The organism is Paenibacillus elgii NBRC 100335 (genome assembly GCF_004000865.1).
GTDB lineage: Bacteria > Bacillota > Bacilli > Paenibacillales > NBRC-103111 > Paenibacillus_G > Paenibacillus_G elgii.
In genome coordinates, this window is record NZ_BIMB01000069.1 from 1 (window position 1) to 23,977 (window position 23,977).

Consider the following 23,977-nt stretch of genomic DNA (forward strand, 5'->3'; position numbering starts at 1 on the left):
CCGCCACATTGTCCGTCGCGGCGTTCCAGCTTAACGTTACCGCCGTATCCGTCACGTCCGACGCCTTCAGCGCGCTTCCCTCCGGCCATACCGGAGCACTTTCCGTCCGCACGGTGACGCTCGGGCCGGCCGTCCAGTTCCCCGCGGCGTCTACCGCTTCGACTTGGAACGTGTAGCGGGTGTCGCTGCTCAGACCCGTCACGCGGTACGACAGCTTGTCACCAGACAGCTTGGCCAGCTCTTTATCCCCGCTCTTGATCCGGTAGCCGGTAACCGCCACATTGTCCGTCGCGGCGTTCCAGCTTAACGTTACCGCCGTATCCGTCACGTCCGACGCCTTCAGCGCGCTTCCCTCCGGCCATACCGGAGCGGTTTTGTCCGTGCCATCCGTCGGCGCAGCGCCCGTCGTGAAGCCCCAGATGTCCGACAGCGTTTGCCCGCTGTTGTTATCCGCCGCCTGCACATACCATTGGTAGTAGCTTTGCGGCTGCAGACCGCTCCAAACGACGGATGCCTCCTGGCCTGCGGCCACCTGAGCCGCCTGACCGATCACTTGGTCCGTATACACGCTGATGCTCATGTAGTCCGTCGCCACGCGCTTCTGCATCGGTGTCAGGTTCACGTCCAGCTCGAGCTCGTCCTTGCCCGGATACTCCTTCGGATCGTAGTAGTTGTAGTCGTCCAAATACGGCGAATACGTTTTAACGTAAATTTTGTTCTTGTTTACATCGAATTGCAGCAGGCGGATGTAGCCGAGCCCTCCTTTTTCGGCACCTTGATAATCCGCAAGCATTTGGTACACGGTGCGGTCCGGTTTGCCGTCGCCGTCGTCGTCGATCGGATCGATCTTCGTTTCCGCATCGTGATAGTGGCCGCTCAAGACGGCAATGACGTTTTTGTTCGGCTTCACGACCTGCTCGTAAATTTTATCCGCAATCGGGGCCCGGTTGCCGGAAACGAGCAAAAATTCATGGAAGTTCAAAATCGCTCTGCGGTCCGGGTACTGCTTCAACACCTCGTCCATCCACTGAATTTCGGCATCGCCGATGTTCCAGCCCATGTAGACGAAAATAAAATCGTTGCCGCCCGCGGAAACCAAGTCGTAATGACCGCGGTTGTTCTGATAGGACCCGCCGAAGGTCGGCTGCTTCTTGAAGCGGTCTTCGCCAAAATATTTCCAGTACTGCGTATAGTCCGACAGCTGATGGGACACGTCATGATTGCCCGCAAGCACGCCGTAAGGAACTTTCGCATCCTCCAGCACCTTCATGTCCTGATCCGCTTCGATCCACTGGTACTCTTTGTCCGCTTCATCCACAATATCACCGGTATGGACGACGTATTTGATCTTCATCGCGTCCTGATTCTCGGCAATCCACTGCACGTTGCGCCGGTAAATTTCCGGGTAGCTTTCCGAGTAGTACTGCGTGTCAGACATCCACAAGAACGAAAAATCGTACGGCTGCTGCGACACCGGAAGCTCGTCCTGCACGATTAATTGGATCGTGCCGTTCGTATTGTACTCCCCGGCAGCCACGGTAGCGGTCAAGGCAAAATCTTCCGCTCCCGCCACCTTGCTGTCGAGCATCGTCCACTGCTGCGCCTTCGGGCTCCAGCCGTACAGGCTGACCTTGCGGCCTTCGAGCGATTTGCCCTGCCATTCCACCTTCACGCGGTCCGTTGCTTGAACGGACGAGTCCAGCTTCGCTTCGAAACGGTGGTACGGGAATTGACCGACGGAATCGTCGATCAGATAATCGCCGTCCGCCGCGCTGATTTTCCGGTAGTCTTCCTCGGTGAACTCCTTCTCCCCGGCCAGCTCCAGCTGCTTCGGCGGCTCGATATCCGCCGCGCCCCGCTTGGCGGTCAAACCGGCCCGATGGCTGCCGCCATAGTGAAACCCGCGATAGAACGCCACGTTCATCTCGTCGTTGTTCGGGTCCTCGACCTTCACCTTCAGCATGGCGTTCGGATCGACACCGGTCTGCCCGTCGACAGGCGCCACAACCGTCGGTTTATGCGGATCTTCCTCCGGTACCTCGAAGCTGACCGTGCTTTCCGCCTTGTTGCCCACGTTGTCCGCTGCCCGGATCACGAGCGTATGCGTCCCCTTGCCAAGCTGCGAGGAGGTCGTCACATACGGCAGCGTAACCGGCTTGCCGTTCAACACCGCCTCGATGGCTTTCACGCCCGTCTGCGCATCCGTTACCTTCGCATCAAGCGTGATCGCTCCCCGGTACACCTTGCCGCTTTCGACCGAAGGCTCGATGACCGGAGCGGTGTTGTCGACCGTCACGTTCGCCGTCACCGTACCGTACACCGCGCTGGTGGCCGTCACTTGGTGGACGCCGTCGCTCAACTGCTTCGTATCCCAAGCGTACGCTTTGGCCTTCAATTGATTGGCATCCAGATTGAATTGGAAATCGAGCGCCTCGAAACGGCCTTCGCTGTCGCCCATCTTGATCTCTTTTTCCTTATTGGCATACTTGGGGTCATACAGGGCCGTTCCGTCGGCGAGCACGAGTCGCACGTTTTTCACGTTGAAATCGTCCTTGTTTTCCTCCGGCCGATCGTCGAACGGAGAAGACTTCGAGCCCGCCCGGATCGAAAATACGTTGCTGCCTGCCCGCAAGCGGTCTGCGCCGATTGGCACCGATAGGGTCTGGTACGTCGGGATCGGGTCTTGGAACGTATAGATAATTTCTTTGCCGATGGTCACGGCGTTTTTGAAATAATAATCGACCGAGGCCGCCTCGAAAGCAAAATAGGCATCGCTCTCCATGGCAGCATACGTCTGGGAAGACAGGTCTTGACCGTCGATGGCCAGCTTCACCGCATCCGGGCCGGACTGCCCTGCAGCCGCCTTGACGATACGCTGGCCGGATACGAGCTCCCCGTCCTTCAAGTTCAAGCGAAGGCCGTCTTTATTCATCCCCCCGGTCACGTTCGCACGGTATACGGGAGACGTCGTCTCGTTTGTCCCGTCGGACACCTTGAAATAATACTCGATATACGATTTGCCGATCAGGTCGGGCGAATACACCGTATAATGATACTTTTTATCGTTGTAGTTCTGGTACAGGTACCGTTTCGTGTACTCCGCCTGGTTGTCGGAGCGGAAATAAAGCGCCGTCGTCAGCACCTGACGGTCATCCATGGCATCGGCGACCAGCATCAGGTTGCTCCACTGCTCCACTTGCGACGCCTGGGTCAGGTTCGCCACCGTCGGAGCCGCCGTATCCGGGGTAACGATCAGCGATTGCGCCGGCACTTGCCACGGCTCCAGGCTTCCCGGACTGGCCGGCTTCAATCCGGCGCTCGCCTTGATCATCGTACCCGTTCCGTCCATCGGATACTTGTAGACGATGCCGTAATTTTCATTCGTTTCGTTCGGCAGCGAGCCGTCATAATACGCAACGGACACGTCGACGTGCGTATTGGTTCCGATGGAAACGCCCCGTTTGGAGCCATTGGCCATCCCGTCGCTGTATACTTTGACGATGTCCGTATTTTCCACCAGATTTGTCTTGTAGGCCGCGTTAAAATCCGCTACGGTTTTGGCCGTATTTTGGCTGTTGATGACCCAGAACACGAACGGCTTCTTCGGCGGAAGAATCAAGTCTTCCCGGTCCGTCAGCCAAATGACGTCGTCCTCCGGCCCCGAGTCGGTATACCGGTAGTACAGCTTGTAGTCCTTGAAGTTAATCGGCTGGTCCGTATTGTTGTAAATCTCGATAAATTCGTAGCCGTCCGCTCCTCCGACATTCGTGCTGTTCGGCAGCAATTCGGTCACGAGGATCGGCGGCAGCTTCGAATAATCGAAGTCGGGCAGCTTCACCGTTACCGTATACGTCTCCGAGGTCACCGTCCGGCTGCCGTCCTTCGCTTGAATGAAATACTGCAGCACGGATTCGGCCAGCGACTCCCGCGGAATTTTCGCTGTATAGCCGCCGCCCGGAGCGGCAGACATCGGCAGCGACGTGAACGCCGACTGCGACCCGGTTTTATAATAGACCGCAGCGGTTACCGTCTGCTGGTTCCCGGTAAATACGGCCGAAATCGGCAAATCGTCCACATTCGACGCTACCGCAGGAGGCGTATGGCTGATTTGCAGGTTCGATCCCGACGGCACGTCGTCCGGCGTCAGCGCCGGTATCTGAAAGGCCTCGACCCGGCCCGGCGACGCCGCCGTCGTTCCCGCGCTGCTCATCGTCATGTTGACGCTGCCGTCCGTCGGATATTGATACACGATGCCCATGTCCTGAACCGTCTGGGCGTCGTTCTGATACGATGCGGAAGAGATGACGCTGCCGCTCTTGTCCTTCACCAGCAGGCTCCGGGGCGCGCTGTTCGACATGCCCCCGCCGCCGTTCACGCGGAACAAGTTGACGTTTTCCTGCAGCGACGTGCCGTAATTCGCATTGAATGCGGCGGTCGGTTCATTCGTATTGTCGGCGTTCATGACCCACAGCACGATCGTCTGCTGCGGCGGAATCGCCATATCATTGTTATAGACTGCCGACCATACCGTCTCGCTCGATCCGGCAAGGTAAGCCAGCGTATAGTCCTTAAAGTTAACCGTCTGCTTCGAGTTGTTGTATACCTCGATGAACTCGTACGCATCGACGGCTTTTCCCTTCACATTCGTGCTGTCGGGGACAAGCTCCGTAATAAGCAGCCTGGGCACTTTGCCATAATCCGGCGTATCGGCCGCCTCCGCTGCCGGCGTCCCCCATCCGCCCGGAGGCAGCAGTCCGAGCAACAGACCGCCCACCGTCAGTGCCGAAACCCATGATTTCCACTTCCTGTTAAACACGCTTTGCACACTCCCGTCTGGTCTTGTAGGTGGATTTCCGTCTTCCAAATCGAACTATACCCGGGAGCGTCCAAGCTGCCTATACACATCTTCTTCGATCCTTTGCACCGCTTGGCATCCGCCCGTTAAGCTTTTGTGAACCGCCAAATCGTTAAAAATGCATAGGATCGAAAAAAGTGCCCATACCTTTGCCCCCCGTTATTGCGCTACAATAAAAGTATTAAGACAATAAAGGAGCCTGTCCGCATGATCGGTTTGCTTGTTCGCCAATCTTTATTTCGTAAAATATTAACGAGCTTTATGATCCTGATCGTCATCTTCGCATTGGTCGATGTCGCCATCTTCTCGCTCGTCAAAAACCGCCTTCACGGCGAACGGATCGAACAGAACCGGTTGACGCTGCGTAATGCGGCGGACCGGTATCACTCCCAGTTCGAGCGGGTAAAGAACGCCCTGTACAAGCAGTACACGGACAAGGACGTGACTCGGCTGAACCGCCTCATCATCTCGATGACGCAGAAGAATTCGTTCAAAACCGACGCGATTGTGGATGACATCCAAGTGATCGTACGGGAGCCGGAACTGTATTTGCACAATATGATGCTGCTGTTCAAGCCGGTTCCGCTGTTGGTGGACAAGAAGGGCGCCACCGAAGAAGAACGGCTTTTCTCCGACATCTTCACGAGCGAAACGTATTCTCTTTCGTATTGGAAAGCGCAGTTCGAACGCGAGCCGAACTATGTCATTCATCCGGCGGCTTCGTTCTTTAATCCGGCGGAGCATCCGGAGGAAAAAACGCTCATTCCGTATTCCATCAAGCCGCCGACGGCAAGCTACCTGGTCGTCGCGATGATCGACGCCGAACGGCTGCGGCAAGCGATTGCCGGGGAGCATTCCCCTCTCAACCTGACCATTCTGAGGCCGGACGGGCGCGTCCTGTACCGGACGGATACCGGTGGACCGGAGCTGCCGGACGGACTGCTGACCGCGCCGCCGGCTGCCGGCGGCGGGTCGGATTATACGGTGCTGGACGGCAACTACTACTTCAGCCAACAAGATGCGGACGGCTTGCAATACATCCTGACCGTTCCGGGCTTAAGCTTCGCCGAAGAGGCGAACCGGCTGAACAAGCTCATGCTGCTTGTGATGGCGGCGGCGGTCATCGTCAGTCTCGTGCTGTCGGTCCTGTTCAGCAAACGAATTCATAAACCGGTCCGGGAACTGCTCTCGTCCATATCGAACCCCGGCGAGACGGCACTGGATAGCCAGATCCACGAGTTCGACCTGATCGGCCATAAAATCCAGACGCTGCTCAAGGAGAAAGACGAGATCCTCGGCGAGCTGCGGCAGCAGCAATCCGTGTTGAACGGCTACGACTATATCGCCAAATTGAAAAATATCAATCACGAGCTGAGCGACTGGCACAGCATTCCGCATGATGCGGAGACGTTCACCATTGTGCTCTACGAGCTTCGCTTCCGCTCCGCCGCGTTCGTGGATATGCCGATCAACCGGGAGCTCGCTGCCCAATCGATCGGCGAACACCTCAAGCTGGTGACGGACGAGCGTTTCCCCGGCTCCTATACGTTCCGGATGGAGGCGCATCAATTCCTGTCCGTCGTGCCGGGCAACGAACGGGACCGCTTGGTAGCGATGCTGGAGGAGCTGAAGCCGATGCTCGACCGCGACCGGCGCCATTGTCTTGTCACGGCGGCCGTCAGCTCGTGGTTCGGGCATTCCGCCCAGCTCGGGCACGCCTACAAGCAGGTGCAGGAGATGGCCCGGCAAGCGAGACTGCTTGAGGAGATGCAGATCGTGCTGGAGTGCCGCAACGACCCGTCCGTCTATGCGCTGACGCTGACGCAGGAACAGGAACTGAATGCCGCGCTGCAAGCGGCTAATGCAGCCGAAGCCGTCCGTCTCGTCGACCAATGGCTGGACGAGCTGGACCGGGACGAAGCTAGCGTCCGGCGGTTCCGTCTGTTCGCGTCTTCCGTCTCGGCGCAGGCGCAAAAAATCGTGGAGCATTACAAGGTGGAGGCAAGCACCTCCTGGCGGCTGAAGCCGATGATCCAGCAGCTCGGGGAATGCTGCACGCTGGAAGAATACCGCGGCACGCTGCAAGCGTTCCTGAACGCCGTCACCGTATTCATCAAGGAGAAAAAGGAAGCGTCCGATCCGATCGTCGAGCATGTGCTCAGCGTGCTTCAAGGTCATTATGCGGAGGACCTCTCGCTGGAGGCGCTGGCGGGGACGCTGAACCTGACGCCGGCCTACGTCTCCACCTATATTAAAGAAAAAACCGGGGTCAATTTTACCGACCATCTGCATGACATCCGCGTCCGGAAGGCGCAGGAGCTGCTGCTCGAAACCGGCATGAACATTCAGGAAATCGCGGAGCAGGTCGGCTACCGCAATATTTCCTCGTTTAACCGGATGTTCAAAAACCGCACCGGCCTATCGCCCGGCGAATACCGGAGAACGCAAACGGTGGCGCGCACTTCGTGAGACAGGGGATAGAACTGAATATAGCGAATCAAGTATAATGGGAAAGAGATCAACTTAACCGTTCTGCGGAGGAATTATGATTCGCTACTCAGAGCCCGTCGTGCTAAAAAGCAAAATTTCACCGCCCCTTACCCGCGAAACGCTTGTAGCGCGGGATCGTCTTCTGCACAAAATTTCCAAAGGCATGAAGGGAAGACTCACCACCGTCTGCGCCCCGCCTGGGTTCGGCAAGACGACCCTTCTCTGCCAATGGGTTCGTCATAACGAACAAGCGGCCGCTTGGGTATCGCTGGACGAGCGAGACAACGATCTGGCCCGCTTCTGGCGTTATGTCGTTCACGCTGTGGACGCCGCCATTATCCCTGGATTCGCCGAGCTGATGGCGCCTGTGCTGCATACGCTTCCGCAGGGCTCCGTCGATACCGTGATCGATGTCATGATGAACGAGCTGCATTCGCTGGACCGGCCTGCGGCCTTGATTCTGGACGACTACCACTGCCTGTACGACAAAAGCATTCATGAAAGCGTCAGCTACATGATCGATATTTTGCCGGACAACATGCATTTGCTGATCGCGAGCCGGACGGAGCTTCCCTTTTCGACAGCCAAGTGGCTGGTGCGGGATGAACGAACGGATATTCCGGCGCCTCATATGCTGTTTACCAGCGAGGAGGCGGAGATTTTTTACCGGGAAGTCGTGAACCTTCCATTGTCTGCCGATCACATCGCCAAGGTGCTCGGGGTGACGGAGGGCTGGGCCGCCGGCTTGCAGCTCGTGTCCCTCTCGCTCCAAGAGCGCCCGGATTACGAACGGCTAGTGCAAGACTTCTCCGGCACCGATCTTAACATTGCGGATTATTTGTTTCATGAGGTGCTGTCCCGGCTGTCGGCAGAGCTGTATGAGTTCGTGCTGCAAACGTCCGTGCTGCAGCGTATGGATGCTTCGATCTGCGACACGGTGACGCTTCGCGGCGACAGCCGGCTTCTTCTGGAACGGCTTCGCAGCCGCAATCTGTTCGTCGTTGCGCTGGACAACGGTCATACGTGGTTCCGGTATCACCATGTCTTCTCGGAATTTCTGCGCACTCGTCTGAGGCACGAGCAGCCGCAGCAATGGACCCGGTTAAACCGGTTGGCAAGCCTTGGCTTTGCCGAGCGGGGGCTGTTCGACGACGCAATCGACCATGCGATCGCCGCCGAAGATTACGCGCTCGCCTCGGGCCTCCTCGACAAGCACATCTTGACGGTGCTACTGCGGGGAGAGTTCGCCACCCTGCTGAGCTGGTTCGCCTGCTTTCCTGCCCGTACAGCTTGGCCGTCTCAGCTGCATTTGCTGTATGCTTTTCTGCTGATCGTGACCGGACAATTCGAACGCGCCGAGGACGAGATGCGTACCGTTGAGATTCGGCTCGCCAACGGCGAATATGCTCCCGAAATCCGGGACAGCGTGCGCAGCGGATTGTTTTTCGTCAAAGCGAATCTGATGTTTTCTAGCGGCCGGTATGAGCAATGGTATGCGTTTGCCGAGCGGATGAACGAGCTGCTGCCGGAAGACCCGGTCTTCTACAATTTCAATTTCAACGAATCGGAGCCTTTGGTCCGCCGCACCGCCTTCGGTTTGAAGGGCGCGCTGTCCGACGAAGCGGGGAAGATCGGCAGACGGTTCGTACAAATGCTCGAAGCCCGCGGCTGGAAAGAGTCGCTGATCAATCAATATGTCGTGCAGACGTTGGCCGAGTCCATGTATGAGTGGAACTGCTTGGAGGAAAGCCGTCAATTGTCGGAGCAGGTGGAGAAAGTGTCCCGGGCCAAGCGGATTCCCGGCTTGTTCGTGCCGAACCGCATTACGCAGGCCCGGATCGATATCGCCGAAGGCCGTCTGTCGCTCGCGGGGGAAACGATGGATGAAGCGATCGACTTCGCGTCCCGCCATGCCGAATACTATTGGGTTCGCCCGCTCCGGGCGTTCCGGGCGCGAATTCATTTATTGCAGGGCCAGATCGATGAGGCCGCCGGGCAGATCGCCCTGCTGCAGCTGCCACTAGACCGCAAGCCGACGTACAATCGGGAAATAGAGGTTTTGAGTGCCACCCGCCTGCTGGGAGCCCTGGGCAAGGAAGACGAAGCCCTTCGCCTGCTAGAGCAGCTAAAGCCGCAAGGCCGCAGGGAAGGCTGCTTGATCAGCATGATCGAGATTCCGATCCAGCAGGCGCTGATGGAGCAGCGGCGCGGGCAGTCGGGTCAAGCGCTCGACTTTCTGCACGAAGCGCTCAGCGTCGCCGAGCCTTATACATACATCCGCAGCTTTGTGGACGAGGGCCCGGCGATGGCCCGGCTGCTTCAGCAGTACGTCGCGCGGCGAAGCGCATCGGAGCTAGAAACGCGCTTGACCGCCTATGCGGGCAAGCTGCTCGGATGGTTCCCGCAGCCGGACGATCCGCCCGCCGTCCCTTCTTCCGCCGGGCTCGTGGAGGCGCTGACGCCAAGCGAATGGAGAATGCTGAACGGCATCCGGCAAGGCGCCTCGAACAAGCAGATCGCCCTGGAGCATGCATTAAGCGAAGGCACGGTGAAGGTATACCTGTCCCGAATATACGGCAAGCTGGGCGTCTCCTCACGTACCCAAGCACTGCTGCGGGCGCAGGAGCTGGGGCTTTTCGATCGGCAGGATTCATCCGGCTTGAATAGCGAGTAGCGAAAAAGCACCGTCCGTCGGATGGTGCTTTTTTTCCGGCAAAATAGCCGAATGTCAGGCGATGGCCTTATCTTTCTTGTTTCCTGGCGGCACGATGGCCACAGGTCTGGTATAAATACAGCGGATGACGAGCTCGGCCAGCGCGAAATTCAGCACTAGCGCCCCGTAGACTCCCAGCGTATAGCTGAGCGCATATTCGACGCCGAACCCGTTATGAAACATAAACGTGAACATATGGATGAATAGATTCGTGAAGCAAAAAGCGTAGCTGCGAACCATCCATTTCCGGTGGCTGTCGACCTGTTTTCGCTTGATTTGCACAATCGCTGCGACGGTCAATCCCATAAAAATGAGATTCATCACATTAAATGCAATGCTGTTGATTTTTCCTCCCGTCGAGTAAGGGGCCATATAGCCGGAAGTGAGGACGACAACCGCAACGGACAGGAGGTATACGTAGCCGTTTACCCGGTGCAGCCTCCGGTGCTTGCTTAATATTTTCGTTGAAAAATTAATGGCCCCCGCGATCATGGCCACGCAGGCGAACACAATATGAACATACATCACATTTAACCAGATCGGGAGAACGACGGGGCGCTTCAGACCGGTTTTATGGCTCAGAAATTCAGCCGCTTGCGGGTCATGAACGAAATTAACGTACATCACGTAAAGCATGTAAACGACAGCAACGACGATCATGAGCAGATACAGCGACTTGCTCCTGCTTTGCAGCCTTCTCATGCGAACTATCCCCTTTCCAATTTAGAGACCGAACCGTCCGGTTCTTTTTTTATTATATATTATCAAGTACTATACCTCACCCATAAAATGTTACAATATATGTACGAGCAAGAGCGTCCTTGAATTCCGCACAAAGATAAGGCGAGAAAGGAATCTGTCCATGCGCAAAGGCGAACAAACGAAGGCCCATATCATTAAAAAATCCGCGGAGCTGTTTAATCTAAAGGGATACTCCGGATCAACGATACAGGATATTATGGAAGCGACCGGCTTAACCAAAGGAGGCATTTACCGCAATTTCTCCAATAAAGACGAAATTGCTTTTGCCGCGTTCGAATATGCGGGGAAGGTGCTGTGGGAGCATTTCTCGGCGGCGATGCAAGGCTCCGAGACCGCTACGGAGAAAATATTGGCGATGTGCGGCGTATACCGCGATGCGGTTCATCATCCTCCGCTCCAAGGCGGTTGCCCCTTTTTAAATACGGCTATTGAAAGCGATCATTCGTACCCCAGCATGCGCGAGCACGCGCTAGCAGCTTACAATGGGATGCTGTCGTTTTTGCAAAGCATTTTGCAGCAGGGTATATCCGACGGGGAATACAGAGCCGACCTGGATACCGAATCGGTGGCTTCCTTCGTCTTCTCCACGATCGAAGGCGGCATTATGGCCAGCCGGTTGACCCGGGACAACAAGCATGTCGGCTATGCGATGAAGCATATTGAGCAATTGCTGGGCACCTATAAGCGAGCTTCGGAAAAATAAGGGACTCATGCTGAAGCGTTTGGCGTGTATTTTAATTACCCTGTTGGTATAATGTATAGGAAGTTAACAATTAAGGGAGACGTCCCCATGGAACTCAATCATCTGATTACTTCTAAATTTCGGGAAATCAAAAGTGTGCTTTCCGCCTACTTAACGCAAATACTCCCTGCCTATGGCATTTCGCCGATTATGATGTATACGCTCGAATATTTGCGCAAGCATCCGGATTCCATTGCCGTTGACATCGCGAATGAGTTCGGCTTGACGCGGGGAGCCGTCACTCAGCTTCTGGATAAGCTGGAAGAGCAAAATCTCGTTGTCCGGAAGCCGCATCCGAACAGTCGCAGGAGCCTGTCCCTCCAAGTGACGGATCAAGGAAATGAGCTTGTAAATGCGATTCTCGATGCGTACAACAAGAAAATTGAAAAGCTTTTTGCTAACTACTCGGCGGACGAGCTCGCGTCCTTGAAGCAGCTTTTGGAGAAATTGCCTTTGTAGATCCCAATGCCTTATGCGTTGGGATTTTTTTAACCTGTCTTGACTTTATTGTTTAATTTCTATATTGTTTAGTTAATGAACAATAAACATTAGGAGTGATTAATGCATGAATAAAATTATTGCCATTACCGGGGCTTCCTCCGGCATCGGACTCGCAACCGCGATCTTATTCGCCGACCAGGGGTGGACGGTTTATGCAGGCACCCGCAACGTCCTGCGCGATCAGGAGCAGCACGGCGGTCGCCCCAACCTTCATTTCCTTGAAATGGAGGTCACGCAGCCCGAGTCGTTAGAGCGGGCTTTCGCAACGATCGAAGAGAGGCACGGCCATTTGGACGTGCTTTTCGCAAATGCAGGCTTTGGCTTTTTACGTCCTCTGGGACAGGCTACGTTCGAGGAAATTCAAACCGTCTTCGATACAAACGTCTATGGAGTCATGCATACCATTCGTGCCGGGCTCCCGCTCCTGCGCAAGGCGGCATCCGGTCATCTTGTAGCTACGACAAGCGTTGGCGGGTTAGTCGGTCAACCTTTAAACGAAATTTATTGCGCGAGCAAATTTGCAGTCGAAGGCTTGTTAGAGAGCTTGGCCACTTACTACAAGCCGACTTTTAACATCGACGTCACATTGCTCGAGCCCGGCGCGATCGCGACCCATTTCAACAGCACCGTACTCTCGCATGTCGAACAAACCGGCGGCATCCGCGACGATGAATACAAGCCCGTTTTCGAAACGTATATCGGCACCTTCTCCAAACGGAATGCCGTTCCGCAGACGCCGGAGTCCGTCGCTGAGGTGATGCTGAAGCTGGTGAACATGGAGACGAAGCCGCTGCGCATCCGCACATCGGAGCAGGCAGACGATTTCGTACGTTTCAAAGTGGGGCAAGATCCTACCGGACTCGACGGCATGCTGAATACCCGGAAGCTGCAATTGAATATGTAAAATGAAAAGAGAGGTGCAGTCCAATTAGGCTGCGCCTCTTTCTATGCCCGGATGCCGGAGCCGCCGCAAAATTCCGTGTCGACGCAAGGAGTTGTCTCAACGTACAGCCCAGACCTCTGCCCCCTCTACCGGCTCTTGACCAGCAGCTGCACGGCTTCTTGGATCACTTGATCGGGCGAGTTGCCTTTTTCCAACTCCTCACGGATACAATGCTCCAGATTCGCCCCGATAACCGTGCCGATCGTCCGGTCCACGGCCGTCCTTATCGCGGACAGCTGCGTTACGATGTCTCTGCAATCTTTTCCTTCTTCCAGCATGCCGAGCACTCCGCGGATTTGCCCTTCGATCCGCTTCAGCCGGTTCTTGACCGCATTATCGTATTCCATACCGACTCACCTCTTCTAAATAAACAAATTCAAGCCCGAATCCTCGGCATCGCCTAAATAGGTCGCCACGCCGGCATAATCGATACCGTCGATTAATTCTTCCTTGCGGATGCCCATAATATCCATGCTCATCGTACAAGCGACCAGCTTGACGCCGGACCGGATCGCATTGCCCATCAAGGCTTCCAGCGAATCGACATTTTTGCGCTGCATGACGCGGCGTATCATCTTGGCGCCAAGACCTCCCATGTTCATTTTGGACAAAGGAAGGGCGGTCGCGCCTTTGGGCATCATCATTCCGAACATCGCCTCCAAGCCGTCCTTCTTTACGGCCGGGACTTCGGCCTTGCGCAGCACGTTCAAGCCCCAGAAGGTGAAAAACATCGTGACCGGCTTGCCCATTGCCGCGGCCCCTGAAGCGATGATGAAGGCGGCGATCGTTTTGTCCAGGTCGCCGCTGAACACGACCATGGTCGCGCCGTTTTTGGACGAAGCCGGGTCGGATTGCTGCGGTGCGGCATCGACCCTTTTTACGAGCACCGCCCGCACGCCTTCGGGTGAAGATTCGACCGTCTCCAGCGGATTGCCTGTTTTTTCGCACCATTTGGCAATATCCGCGGTGAATCCGAAATCGGTGGCCTTCACTTCGAGCCGTTCTCCTGGCGCCATCTGCCTGACCGCTTCGTATACTTTCATAATAGGGCCTGGACACTGCAATCCGCAAGCGTCGACCTGAACCTGAGCTTGAACGGGAGAAGCCGGGACCGGGGAATCGGCCGGCACCGCCGACGGACCGCTGCCCGTCTCGGGAGCCGGAAGGGGCGGCTCGTCAGCCATCGCGGCGTACGTCCTGTAGCCCCCGTCCAAATTGCGCACCTTGTACCCGTGCTGCTGAAGAAGCCGAGCCGCAACATACCCCCGCAAGCCGACCTGACACGAAACGACGACCGGATGCTGGAGCGGCAGCTCGTGCAGCCGGTTGCGCAAATCGTTCAGCGGAATGCAGACCGAACCCGGAATGTAGCCCGCCATCCGTTCGGCGTCGTCCCGGACGTCGACGAGCAGTCCGCCGCCCTCAACATACGCATCCACCTCGTGCCACTGCATCGTCTCGACCAAGCCTTCCATTACATTGGACGCGACGTAGCCCGCCATGTTAACCGGGTCTTTGGCCGACGAATACGGCGGCGCATACGCCAGCTCCAGATCGGCCAGCTCGCCTGCCGTCAACCCTCCGCGCATCGCCGCGGAAATCACGTCGATCCGCTTGTCTATCCCGTCCTGCCCGACGGCTTGCGCGCCGTAAATGGTGCCGGTTGCTTTATCGAACAGCAGCTTGAGCGACAGTGGCGCAGCTCCGGGATAATACCCGGCGTGGGAGGCCGGATGGATGTGAATAGCCTCGTACGGAACCCCCAGCTTGTTCAACGTCTTCTCATTCACCCCGGTGACAGCCGCGGTCAGGTCGAACGCTTGGACAATCGCCGTTCCGTAAGCCCCGGAGTAAGACGCTTTCCGCCCTTGAATCGCGTCCGCAACCAGCCGCCCTTGGCGGTTAGCCCCCCAAGCGAGCGGCACCACCGTTTCGAAGCCGAGCGTCCGGTCTTTGACTTCGATCGCATCGCCCACCGCGTAGATGGACGGATCGCTCGTTTGCAGCCGCTCGTTTACACGGATAGCTCCCTTCATGCCAAGCTCAAGCCCCGCTTCACGGGCTAATCCGCTCTCCGGCGTCACGCCGATCGCCAGCAGCAGCATATCTGTCCGGAGGACTTGCCCTGAAGACAGGCGCAGCGTTTTCCCTCGATCTTCGATGGCAACGACGGACGCACCAAGCACAAGATCTACTCCTTGGAGACGCATGTGCCGTTCCACCGGCTTGGCCATCTCGGGGTCAAGCGGCCCCAGCACCTGCCCGTTCCGCTCCACCAGCGTCACTTCAAGACCGCGATGGCGCAGGTTTTCGGCCATTTCGACGCCGATAAACCCTCCGCCGATAATGGCGGCATGACGCGGCTTGTGCTCGTCAATCCAGCCGTGAATCCGGTCCGTATCGGGAATATTGCGCAGCGTAAACACCGCTTCCGCCTCGGCTAAGCCGGGAATCTCCGGCACGATGGGCTTCGCTCCCGGCGATAACACGAGAACATCGTACGGATATTCCGCTTCTTCGCCGGTATTCAACTGCTTCACCCGGACTTTTTTGCCCGCCCGGTCGATCGCCGTCACTTCCGTACGCACCTTGACGTCGATGCCGAACCGGTCCTTCATTCCCCGTGGCGTTTGAAGCAGCAGCTTGTCACGGGACGCAATCGTCCCTCCGATATAATAAGGCAGCCCGCAATTGGCAAACGAAATATGCTCCCCGCGTTCGAACATCGTGATCGAATCGTGCTCATTCAAACGTCTTAATCGGGCAGCCGCCGTAGCGCCGCCCGCCACTCCGCCAACGATGACAATATTTTTAGACACGGCAATCAGTCCTTTTCTGTATCATGATAAATACCCTATGGGGTATATAATATACCTATGGGGGTATATTAGTCAACCGGACAACGAGAAAAAGAGCCGTGCGCCTGCACGACTCCCTGAACAACTTCAACGTTATTTCTCTTCAACTCACACGACCTCTTGCATGCCCGTATTCGCTTTTACCAGAATCTCATCGTACTTCTCGTCGTTGCGCTTGGAGGATAGCAAGGTTCCGGCGATGGCGCCTACGAATCCGATCGGGATCGAGATGATGCCCGGATTCGTCAGTGAAATCAGCGGCTCCCCGACGAGAATGGCCTTCCCTGCGACCGGGTCCCACACGTTAGGGCTGACCAACACCAGGATCAACGAGCTGATCAAGCCTACGAGCATACCCGTCACGGCGCCGGCGGTATTGAATCTGCGCCAGAACACGGTGAACACGAGAACCGGCAGATTGGCGCTTGCGGCTACGGCGAAGGCCAGCGAGACCAGAAAAGCAACGTTCAGCTTCTGGGCAAACAGCGCCAGTATAATCGAAATGATCGCAACTCCAATCGAGGCCAGCTTCGCAGACCTTACTTGCTCCTTCTCCGTTGCCTTCCCCTTACGCAAAATATGGCTGTAGAAGTCGTGCGCGAAGGCCGAGGCCGCCGAGAGCACGAGTCCGGCAACGACCGCCAGAATCGTAGCAAACGCTACCGCCGAGACGAAAGCGAACAGGAAGTCTCCTCCGAGCGCCTTGGCCAGAAGCGGAGCCGCCATGTTGCCGGCCGCATTCGCCTGCACGATCACATCTTTCCCGACAAAAGCGGCCGCGCCGAAGCCGAGGAAAATCGTCATGACATAGAACACCCCGATAACCCAAGTCGCGACAACCACGGACTTCCTGGCGGTCGGGGCGTCTTTTACCGTAAAAAAGCGGATCAAAATATGCGGCAGGCCCGCGGTACCGAGCACAAGCGCCAGATTGAGCGAGATCGTATCCAGCCCGTTCGTAAACTTGTTGCCCGGATTCAGGAAAGCTTCTTTCAGCGGCGTAGCCGTGGCCATCGCATCGAACATATGAAGGAGATTAAAGTCGAATTTGGCGAACACAATCAGCGAAATGATGAACGTTCCCGCCATCAGCAGCACGCACTTGATGATCTGCACCCAGCTCGTGGCCGTCATCCCGCCGAACACGACGTAGACGGTCATCAGCGCTCCGACGATCAGGACCGAGGTCGAATATTCGAGACCAAGCAGCAGCTTGATCAAGGCTCCGGCGCCCACCAATTGCGCGATCATATAGAAGATCGAGATAGTAATCGAATTCAGCGCCGCCACGCCACGCACTTTCTTGTTGTCGAAGCGGGCCGCGATCATATCCGCCATCGTATATTTGCCCAAATTGCGCAGCGGCTCCGCCACCAAATATAACACGACGAGGTACGCGACAAGAAAGCCGATGCTGTAAAAGAAGCCGTCGAAGCCGAACAGCGCCACCATCCCGGCGATCCCCAAGAACGAAGCCGCAGACATATAGTCGCCCGCTATGGCCAGACCGTTCTGCCAGCCCGTCAACCCGCCCCCGGCGGTGTAAAACTCGCTGGCGGTTTTTGTTTTTTTGGCCGCGTAATACGTAATGACCAGCGTTCCCGCCACGATGATCAGAAACAAGAGAAAGGCCGTATTCATCATCGGCTACCCCACCTTCCGCAAGCTCGTTTTGGATTCGTCTTTGATCTGTTCGGCCAAGGCGTCGAACTCGACCGCCTTGCGGGTATACAGCGAACACAGCACCCAGGTCATAATAAATTGCGCGAAAGCGAAAATCCATGCCCACGTGATCGAACCGACCGCTTTGGTGTTCAGCACTTGCGAATACGAGGTCAGGACCGGAAGAATGAAGTAGAACACGAGGAAGAAGATCGACATCGGCAGGATAAAACGTTTCTTTTGGACCATCAGCCTGCGAAACGTATCGGAGCGTACGATTTCGCTGTAAGCATTCCTTCGGGATTGTTCTTTCATTGGTTTCCCTCCTGCAAAGATTGATCGTCGCTCTTGGTCGAACGTCTGCCGGAAGTACCGGCTGCTGCGCTATCGGAGCCAGGATGCTTTTTTCACCGATCCCATTATTTTACTTGTAAGCGCTTTATAATTGTAGCATAGGAATGTAAGGATCACTTGAACTTCGGCGCGAAATGTCAAAAAACGTCCCTCAAACGGATAAAAGCCGTCCTGAACGGCGGCCTTTCCCGACCTGCTACTCTCCCTGCAGCCGCTTGATCAATTCCTTGGCCGCCACTCTGGACAAAGGCACTTTACTCCGCCCGGCATCCTTCAAGACGACGTTGTAAGCGCCGTTAAACCACGGCTCGATTTCATCGATGCGGTCCACATTGACCAAATAGCTGCGGTGCGTCCGAAAAAAAGCATACCCGGTCAGCTTCTCCTCCAGCTCCTGAAGCGTTTGTCGGGTCGCATGCACCTGCCCATCGGCCATATGAATCTGCGTCAGCTTCTCTTCCTTGACCGCATAGCTGATCTTCGCGGGCTCGACCACCACCATACGGCTGCCGTCATCGATGAGCAGCTTCGGCTTGAATGCGCTCCGGGACCGGATTTGCCCATCCGCAGCCAGCGAAGCCGTCGCGGCACCAAGCGGGAACGCCGTCCCTTCGGAGGGAGTCCGCATTTTGCGTATTTTTTGCAACGTTTGACGAAGACGTTCCTCGTCGTAAGGCTTTAGCAAATAATCGACCGCTTCCAGACGGAACGCTTCCACGGCATACTGCTCGTAAGCCGTAGCAAAAACAATATACGGCCGCGGATCGACATCCATCAGCTTGTGTGCGGTCTGCACCCCGTCCAGGCCGGGCATATGAATGTCGAGAAAGACGACATCCGGCTTGTGCACTGCTGCCAGTTCCAGCAGTTGGACGCCGCTCGCCGCAAAAGGCAGCAGTTCGACGTCCCGTTCCCGGGACAATAAATAAGTCAGCTCCTCCCGCGCCAGCCGCTCATCCTCTGCGATCATTACTTTCATCTATCGCTTCACGCCTTTCCTCCGCTTGATAAGGTATCGTACATTCGATGCGCGCCCCACCCTCGGGCGGGTTGGAAAATTTCAGTCCGGCCTCCGGGCCGAACAGGTGGATCAGCCGCCGGTTCACGTTATAGACTCCAATGCCCGTGCTCCCGCTCCCGCCCCCCGTGACCGGAGAAGCTCCCAGCGTCTCCAATATCTCCACTGGAAAACCGTTGCCGTTGTCCTTGACCACAATGCGAACCCCGCTCGCTACACGGCGGAGCTCGACATGAATGTCGCCCCTGTCCGTCCGCCCTTTAAAGCCATGATGAATGCTGTTTTCCACCAGCGGCTGGAGCGTGGAGGGCGGGATGGACACGGATTCCAGGCCGGGATCGCATTGACAATCGACGGAAAGCTGGTCCTCGAACCGGATATTCACGATACCGAGGTACGTATGGAGATGCTCCAATTCCTTATACAGCGGGACAAGCGGCACCTGGGTCATCGTCAGGTTCATCCGCATGTAATGCCCGAGCTGCACGGTAACCCGTCTGGCCGCTTCGGGCTTGATCCGAATCAGCGTGACGATCGCATTGAGCGTATTGAACAAAAAGTGCGGATTAATTTGTGCTTGAAGCGCTTTCAACTCTGCATCCTTCATCAAGCTTCTCAGTTGCTCCGCCATCGCAATATCAAGCTGGATCGAGATCAGCTTGCTCAGCCCCTGGGCAAAAGCCTCCTCCACCGGACGGATCTGCCTGACGCCCGGATAATACAATTTGATTAATCCCGCGACTTGTCCCCCGCTTTGAATCGGTACGATAATCGCCGCGCCGATCGCCGGGTGGTGCGGCTGAATCTGCTCCTTCGTTCGGGCAATCTGAATCTCCCCGGTTTGGACCGCCTTCCTCGACAACTCCGAAGCGATCGGCGTTCCTTGAATGCCCGGCATCATTCCGGTGCCTGCATGCGCCAAGATTTGCTTCGTATCCGTAATGGCGACCGCACTGGCGCGAAGCTCGCGGCGCAGCACGTTGGCCGCCGCTTCGGCGGTCTCGAAGGTCAGCCCCTGCTTAAGAAACGGAAGCGCCATCTCTGCGATATGCAGCGCCCGCTGCGTCTCGGAGGCGGCGGCCCGCTCCTCCTCCTTCATCGCCGCCTGAATCATCGCGACCAGAATGCCCACTCCTACGCTGTTGGCCGCCACCATCGGTACCCCGATGAGGTCCACCGTACGGATCGCGGCGGGCGAAGATTCGTTCACGATCAGCACGACGCCCATTTGCAGGATGGGAGCGAATACGCTGATAAACAGCGCCTTCACCGGCGCGATGACTCTTTCTTCGGCAAAGAAGCGGGCGACCAATCCGGCCAAGAGCCCCAGAATCGGCGTAGACACCGCATCGGCCACGCCGGTAATTCCGCCCAGGCTATAAGCGTGAATGCCGGAGATGAGCCCCGCCCCCGTGCCTACAGCGACCCCGCCGAGCAGACCGGCCACCATTACCCCGATCAGCGCCGAATCCGCCATCGCCTCCTCCGGCTGGAGGGAAGCCACGAGAAAGGAAGAGTTAACCGTCTCCCCGGTAATCGTCACCCCGGCGTACGTGCCTCCGATACTGACCAGACCGAAAACGAGCGAAAACGTCAATCCGGTCCTCCAATCCGGCCTCCGGTCGAGCAGATAACGGAACTGTGGGATTCGGGTAAGGATGAACGTAATCAACAACAGCAGGCCCATCCGCTCCATGAGCAGCAAGGTTAAGTGCTGCATCCGCATCCCCCGTTCCTTGGCTAGTTATCCCCATTATACCCGGAAATGAGCGCCGGAGAGTAAACTTTTTGATCGACTGTGACCTTGCTTTATGGAGATAAAAAAAGCACCGTAAAGGTGCGGAGCTTGATAGTGATCAAATTGAGGAGAGGTACGAGGGGGTGGGTCTACTTCCGGTCGCTGCTCCCCCCCCCCCGCAAAGTGAAGTTGAATCAGGGTAGCAAAGTCCGGGTGCTTTGCGGGGACCCCGGGTCTGCAGGAAATTTTGATTAGAGGCCGCTTAGCAGCGGGCATTTCCCGCAGACAAAGGCGAACGCTATCGCTCCTCTAGTAGATACCCCACCTTCGTTTGTTTCTCTACCCCAGTCAAAAACCACTTTATCAACACTCTGAGCACCGCAAAGGTGCGCAGGCGTTTTTGAGAAACCATAAAAGAGAAAATCTCGGACAAATAGAGGTGGGGTATATCCCGTAAGAGTTTACGTCCGCCTTTGGAACCTGTGAAAATACCGCTAATTCTAATCTAATTCACAGGTATATAGGGGGTCCCGGAAAGTAATCGGAATAAGCTGCCAAGTGTTACTTCACTTTCCGGGGGAGGGCAGCGGCTGGAGGGATATACCCCACCGGCATATGCTGGGAGTTTTTTACGCGAAGCAGGTTTCTCGATAAGCTCAAAGCACCATGCAGGTGCAATCGAACGAGTTACTTAACAATCAGCACCGGAACCTTGGAGTGCTGAACCACATGATGGCTGACGCTGCCAAGAACAAACTCACGCAGGCCACCTAGTCCTCTGCTTCCCATAATGATCAGGTCGCATCCGTTCTCCTCGGCGTATTCCAGAATGGCAGGAGCCGGCTGCCCCTGCTTCAGGATCACCTTAACGTCAGGCAGAGACGAGGTTAAGCGTTTGGCCTCGTCAATCATACCTTGGGCGGCAAGCAAGTAATCTTTTTCTTCGTTGAACGGTGCGGCATACAGCGGCCCTCCGAACACCGGAACGGGAATGTGACAGACATGAATCACTTCAAGCCTCGCGGCATGATCTTGAGCAAATTTTATGGCCTTTTCCAGCGCTTTTACCGATAATGCCGAGCCGTCGAAAGCGGCCAATATGTTTTGATACGGCATGACAACCATCCCTTTCCCTGAGATCTACTATAATTTTATGTTACCGTTCTTCCTCCCCGATCGGAATGACATTGATCACAGTATTGCTGCAACACGGCGGAATACAAATGTAAACAAAACCATACGGTGAAAATAGAAATAAGGTGCGCCAAATGTGGCCATAGAAAAACCGGCGTCCGATACGAACGCCGGTCATTTCCCCTAAGCTAAATTGCATTAAGATAGAGAAAAATCCAACAGCTCGACTAATTCCCGATTCCTTTTCTGTGCTGTAGGCTCGCCCATGACGATGGCGATCACTCGGGTACCTCGTCTTTTCGCTGTTGCGGTAAGACAGTATTTGGCTTTTGGTGTAGTTCCGGTCTTTAACCCGTCAACGCCCCTATAATTTCCTAGCAAGGTGTTCGTATTTTTCAGCTTCGTCCGTCGTCGATGATTCCTTCGTATCCTTGCGTATTTCAATGCAGTTAACTTTAAAATCCTCTTATGTCTAAGAAGCTTTTTAGACATGATAAGCATGTCATACGCACAGGAAAAATGATTTTTACGATCCAATCCATGCGAATTTACGAAATGCGTATTGACCAAACCGAGCACTTTCGCTTTGTTGTTCATAAGCTTAACGAAGTTGGCTTCGGTACCTGCAATATGTTCTGCCAACGCGACCGTCGCATCGTTGCCCGAGACAAGAGCAATTCCCTTGAGCAAATCCCAGAGCTTCAAAGCCTCCCCCGGTCTTAAGAACAGACTTGAGCCTTTTGTTAATGCTGCGTGTTTGGACACGGTAACACGATGGGTCACTTTAATTTTACCGTGTTGCAGCTTTTCCATAGCAAGGAGTAATGTCATAATCTTTGTCATGCTGGCGGGGGCTAGCTTCTTGAAGGAATGCTTTTTAAACAAAATTTTACCCGTATTGGCGTTAGCTACGATGGCAGATTTAGCAAACCTGGCATACTTCTTTCGAATCATGCATTTTCTCTGCTTTTGAAATATGTTTTCTTCAGATACGCTACTGTTTTGTTCATCCTCATCTGATTCGACCCTTTGACAAGAATAGTTGTGCCCGGTTGTATCACACGAGCCAATGCCTTGTGAAGCTGTGCCCTGGAGACGAAGCTGTACAAGTTTTTGGCGGGAAAGCCCACTTGCTTGGCGCCAGCGATAATCTGCGAGGCATGCTTTCCGATTGCGTATATATGGGCGATGTTTTTTCGCGCTGCATAGCTTCCTATTTCTTTATGGCCTTTGACTGCATAGGCGCCTAATTCCGACATGGAACCCAGTACGGCAATTTTTTTGTTTTTGCCGGTAGCGGACAATACATCAAGGGCGGCTTTTACCGCATCCGGATTGGCGCTGTAAGAATCGTCGATTATTCTTATGCCTCTTCTCAAGTCGTATACAGACAACCGTCTTTTTTGCTTTTCAAAGGTTTTGAGCCCATTCTGGATCTGCTTCGCTGTAAATCCCAAACGATGTGAAATGCCAATTGCAAACAACGCGTTATAAACATTATGCCTCCCTAAAATCGGGATATAGAAACGGTGTTCTTTCCCGTCAAGCTTCACCCGGAATGCCATTCCACGCTTGGCGTTATGGATTTGAGACGCCCGGTAATGGGCTTTATTGCGGATTCCGATTCGCACGATGCGGCCCTTGAATCCCTTCGTTCGCAGCAGTCTGGAATAGTGATCGTCGGCGTTTAGCCATAAGGTCCCTGGCGATTTCATGTAACGGATTAATTCCGACTTCGCCTTGGCCACACCTTGAATTCGGCCGCCAAAATTGCCGATATGCGCCCTTCCAATATGGGTGATAACCCCTATATTGGGACGAATATAGTGGCAGTGGCGTTTGATGTTTCCGTAATACTGCATGCCGTACTCCAAAACAACGGCCCGGTGAAAAGGACGGAGCCATTTTGCATGCCTTCTGGTGGCCGACACGGCATTTCGATTTTGGGGGGATTTGAAGATTTTCCAACGTTTCTTCAATACCGCGGCAATCATTTCTTTTGTTGTCGTTTTACCGGAGCTGCCGGTAACCGCAATGATCGGTTTGTACAGAATTGATTTTCTCCTCATACTTTCCCGTCCACCGCCAATCGTAAAATGTATCCCTTGAAAGACTTATCCCTTAATGAACACTTTTTTACAGTCATTTTAAAGGATCATCATTTTGTCCCAACAGGGGTACGTGCCCGATTCATAAGTCGATTACGG

At 55.3% G+C, this 23,977-nt stretch carries 16 protein-coding genes; 5 read left to right on the forward strand and 11 right to left on the reverse strand.

The features are described 5' to 3' along the window. The coding region (locus PEL01S_RS31070) for a lamin tail domain-containing protein (protein ID WP_164824344.1) at positions 1-4,816 on the reverse strand (4,816 nt) is incomplete at its 3' end. A 246-nt stretch (positions 4,817-5,062) separates the two neighbouring features. Between PEL01S_RS31070 and PEL01S_RS31075 the strand changes: the two genes are divergently transcribed. Both PEL01S_RS31075 and PEL01S_RS31080 read left to right on the forward strand, forming a co-directional pair. Beyond that, on the forward strand, positions 5,063-7,324 hold the full coding sequence (locus PEL01S_RS31075) for a helix-turn-helix domain-containing protein (protein ID WP_127462979.1): 2,262 nt from the start codon (positions 5,063-5,065) through the stop codon (positions 7,322-7,324). A 76-nt stretch (positions 7,325-7,400) separates the two neighbouring features. Beyond that, positions 7,401-10,019: a winged helix-turn-helix domain-containing protein gene (locus tag PEL01S_RS31080; RefSeq protein ID WP_127462980.1), complete on the forward strand. Its 2,619-nt coding sequence runs from the start codon at positions 7,401-7,403 to the stop codon at positions 10,017-10,019. A gap of 54 nt (positions 10,020-10,073) precedes the next feature. On the opposite strand, the gene PEL01S_RS31085 is transcribed toward PEL01S_RS31080, so the two are convergent. Then, a complete protein-coding gene (locus tag PEL01S_RS31085) occupies positions 10,074-10,760 on the reverse strand; it encodes a DUF2306 domain-containing protein (protein ID WP_127462981.1) in 687 nt (228 codons plus the stop codon). Positions 10,761-10,920: 160 nt separating this feature from the next. Here PEL01S_RS31085 and PEL01S_RS31090 point away from each other — a divergent pair, with 160 nt between their 5' ends. From PEL01S_RS31090 to PEL01S_RS31100, 3 genes are all read left to right on the forward strand, one after another. Next, complete coding sequence (locus tag PEL01S_RS31090) at positions 10,921-11,523, forward strand: TetR/AcrR family transcriptional regulator (RefSeq protein WP_127462982.1); 603 nt, start codon at positions 10,921-10,923, stop codon at positions 11,521-11,523. 87 nt (positions 11,524-11,610) lie between these two features. Next, positions 11,611-12,021, forward strand: a complete 411-nt coding sequence (locus tag PEL01S_RS31095) for a MarR family winged helix-turn-helix transcriptional regulator (protein ID WP_063185784.1) — start codon at positions 11,611-11,613, stop codon at positions 12,019-12,021. Between the two features lie 106 nt (positions 12,022-12,127). Continuing rightward, a complete protein-coding gene (locus tag PEL01S_RS31100; RefSeq protein ID WP_063185782.1) occupies positions 12,128-12,967 on the forward strand; it encodes an SDR family oxidoreductase in 840 nt (279 codons plus the stop codon). Positions 12,968-13,092: 125 nt separating this feature from the next. Here PEL01S_RS31100 and PEL01S_RS31105 read toward each other — a convergent pair whose 3' ends face one another. The 9 genes from PEL01S_RS31105 to PEL01S_RS31145 form a co-directional block, all read right to left on the reverse strand. After that, positions 13,093-13,353 (reverse strand): metal-sensitive transcriptional regulator, encoded by a 261-nt coding sequence (locus tag PEL01S_RS31105; protein ID WP_010493553.1) that lies wholly within the window; start codon positions 13,351-13,353, stop codon positions 13,093-13,095. Between the two features lie 15 nt (positions 13,354-13,368). Further along, positions 13,369-15,825, reverse strand: coding sequence for a CoA-disulfide reductase (locus tag PEL01S_RS31110; RefSeq protein WP_127462983.1), 2,457 nt, complete (start codon positions 15,823-15,825; stop codon positions 13,369-13,371). 147 nt (positions 15,826-15,972) lie between these two features. Then, the gene (locus PEL01S_RS31115; protein ID WP_127462984.1) at positions 15,973-17,508 is read right to left on the reverse strand and encodes a solute symporter family protein; all 1,536 of its coding nucleotides are present in this window, start codon (positions 17,506-17,508) and stop codon (positions 15,973-15,975) included. Between the two features lie 3 nt (positions 17,509-17,511). Beyond that, positions 17,512-17,841 (reverse strand): DUF485 domain-containing protein, encoded by a 330-nt coding sequence (locus tag PEL01S_RS31120; protein ID WP_010493559.1) that lies wholly within the window; start codon positions 17,839-17,841, stop codon positions 17,512-17,514. Positions 17,842-18,076: 235 nt separating this feature from the next. Further along, positions 18,077-18,859 carry a LytR/AlgR family response regulator transcription factor gene (locus tag PEL01S_RS31125; protein WP_108530112.1) on the reverse strand — a complete coding sequence of 261 codons (783 nt, stop codon included), beginning with the start codon at positions 18,857-18,859 and terminating at the stop codon, positions 18,077-18,079. Beyond that, positions 18,834-20,618, reverse strand: a complete 1,785-nt coding sequence (locus tag PEL01S_RS31130) for a LytS/YhcK type 5TM receptor domain-containing protein (protein ID WP_164824345.1) — start codon at positions 20,616-20,618, stop codon at positions 18,834-18,836. Before PEL01S_RS31130 ends, PEL01S_RS31125 begins: the two co-directional genes overlap by 26 nt. 705 nt (positions 20,619-21,323) lie before the next feature. Further along, entirely contained in the window at positions 21,324-21,752 is a 429-nt protein-coding gene (locus PEL01S_RS31135) for a universal stress protein (protein WP_127462986.1), read from the reverse strand. A gap of 216 nt (positions 21,753-21,968) precedes the next feature. Next, positions 21,969-22,724 (reverse strand): D-alanyl-D-alanine carboxypeptidase family protein, encoded by a 756-nt coding sequence (locus tag PEL01S_RS31140; RefSeq protein ID WP_127462987.1) that lies wholly within the window; start codon positions 22,722-22,724, stop codon positions 21,969-21,971. Next, positions 22,721-23,839, reverse strand: coding sequence for a UDP-N-acetylmuramoyl-tripeptide--D-alanyl-D-alanine ligase (locus PEL01S_RS31145; protein ID WP_127462988.1), 1,119 nt, complete (start codon positions 23,837-23,839; stop codon positions 22,721-22,723). The genes PEL01S_RS31140 and PEL01S_RS31145 overlap by 4 nt, the downstream gene beginning before the upstream one ends. Between the last annotated feature and the right edge of the window lie 138 nt (positions 23,840-23,977).